This window comes from Kribbella sp. (genome assembly GCF_035687465.1).
Taxonomy (GTDB): Bacteria; Actinomycetota; Actinomycetes; order Propionibacteriales; family Kribbellaceae; genus Kribbella.
Genome location: NZ_DASRXP010000357.1, coordinates 1 through 2,138 on the forward strand (window position 1 = coordinate 1; position 2,138 = coordinate 2,138).

2 protein-coding genes and 1 pseudogene are annotated in these 2,138 nt (G+C 69.7%); all 3 read left to right on the forward strand.

The features are described from left to right. A pseudogene (locus tag VFG33_RS18670) lies at window positions 1–367 on the forward strand (histidinol-phosphatase); the annotation flags it as partial. A 45-nt stretch (window positions 368–412) separates the two neighbouring features. Continuing rightward, window positions 413–1,309: an oxygenase MpaB family protein gene (locus VFG33_RS18675; RefSeq protein WP_325054176.1), complete on the forward strand. Its 897-nt coding sequence runs from the start codon at window positions 413–415 to the stop codon at window positions 1,307–1,309. 68 nt (window positions 1,310–1,377) lie between these two features. Beyond that, window positions 1,378–2,138: ROK family protein (locus VFG33_RS18680; RefSeq protein WP_325054177.1), on the forward strand; the 761-nt coding region annotated here is incomplete at its 3' end.

The following is a 2,138-nucleotide window of genomic DNA, read 5'->3' on the forward strand; positions in this document are numbered from 1 at the left end:
GACCAGCGCGACCCGGCCGAACTTCCACGGCGTACTGCCTCGGCTGGCCAACCTGGACGTGATCCGCGGAGTAGTGACCGGCCCGGTGAGCAACCGCGACACCTTGAGGGCTCCGGACACCCGCGTGGTCGAGCAGGTCGACGTATCCCGCAAGAGCGGGACGTACAGCTTGCGGATCCCGCTGGGCCGGGCCGAGCGGTCCCACTACGTGCGGGTGCGCGGCAGCGACGGCCGCCGCAACGGACCGGGGTACCTGGGCCGGAAGATCGATCCGGCCGGGCCGATCCAGCATCCGGTGAACGACGGCGATCCCTGGCTGGACACCTGGCTCTACACCAACCCGGTGTTCGTCGACGTGCGGCACTGATCACCGCAGTGGTCGAAGGGTTGGAGTGGTGGGGAGACTGGGCGTATGACCGCCACCCCGCAGGAGGGACTGCTCGACCCGCTCAGGGACGGCCTGGCCCGGATGATCATGACGAAGGTGGCCGGCCCGGATCCGCGGGCTGAGCGGGACCGGGTCCACAACACCCCCGGTCCCCGGTGGTTCGCGCCGGACCGGCCGATCCGGAGGGTGCACGGCGACGCGTCGATGTTCGCGGGTGGATTGCGAGCTCTCCTGCTCCAGTCGCTCCACCCGCTCGCGATGGCGGCGGTCTCCGCGCATTCGGGCTACCGCGGTGACCCGTGGGGTCGGCTGCAGCGAACCAGTTTCTTCCTGGCGATCACGACGTACGGCGCTGTCTCGGACGCTGAGGCCGCGATCGCGAAGGTCCGGGCGGTCCACGAGCGCGTCCGCGGTACCAGTCCGGACGGAGTGCCGTACCGGGCCGGCGACCCGCACTTGCTGAAATGGGTCCACGTGGCCGAGGTGGACAGCTTCCTGGCCGCGCACCAGCAGTACGGCGCTGCCCCGCTCGACGCCTCCGAGAGGGACGCGTACGTCGAGGACACGGCCCGGGTGGCTCGCGCCTTGGGTGTGGTGGATCCGCCGACGACCGAGCTGGAACTACGGCAACTGCTGGCGGAGTACCGGCCGGAGCTGCGCGGGACCACCGAGGCTCGACAGGCGGCCCGCTTCATCCTGGTGCATCCACCGGTGCCATGGGCCGCGCGACCGGCGTACGGAGTGTTGACGGCCGCGGCGGTCGGACTGTTGCCCTGGTGGACGCGTTGGCCGCTGCGGCTGCCGTATCTGCCGCTGGCCGAGAAGACGCTGGTCCGGGCCGCCGGGGAGGGTCTGACCAGGACGATCAGGTGGGCGTTGGCGTCTCCGACGCTCGGAAATGTCGACAAATCTCCTGAATGACGAGGTTTGTGGCGCGCTCGTGCGGACCCAGCACGGTGAAACGCGTCGGTCGCCGGTAGTTTGCTGTCATGCCGCTGCGCCCGAACCGTCCGCTGCCGCTGGCTACGCCGGCCGGGGTCGAGGTGCTGACCAGAATCCTGACCCAGGGGCCGATCCCGCGCGTCGAGATCGCGCGAAGGACCGGTCTGTCCCAGGCGGCGGTGACGAAGGCCGTCGCACCGCTGATCGAGGCCGGCTTCGTCACCGATCAACCGGTGGCAACGCCGCTCGATGAGCCCAGTGAGAACCACCTGGGGATCGGCCGGCCGGTCAGCCCGCTGACAGTGATCGCGAACAGCATCTCGGTGATCGGACTGAAGGTGACGCCGGCGGACCTGATCGGTGTCACCACCGACTTCCGGGCAGGGATCCGGGCTGTGCGCCACCGGCAACTGCAGGAGACGTCGTCCGAGATCGTGATCGAGCGGCTGGCGGAGCTGGCCCAGGAGCTGATCGGGACGCTGGACGACGCGACGGACCCGGCCGGGCCGTTGATCGGGATCGGCGTGGCCGTGTCAGGCGATGTGGATACGCCGCATGGGTTGGTGCGGGACTCGCCGTTCATGGGATGGCGGGATGTGCCGATCGCCGCGTTGCTGTCGGACAAACTCGGTGTTCCAGTCGTGGTGTCGAACGACGTACGGGCGCTGACCGTGGCTGAGCACTGGTTCGGGGTCGGGGTCGGGGTCGACTCGTTCGCGGTGGTGACGATCGGGTCGGGAGTCGGGTGCGGCCTCTACATCAACGGTGAGGTCGTGTCGGGCGCGCATGGGGTCTCGGGGGAGCTCGG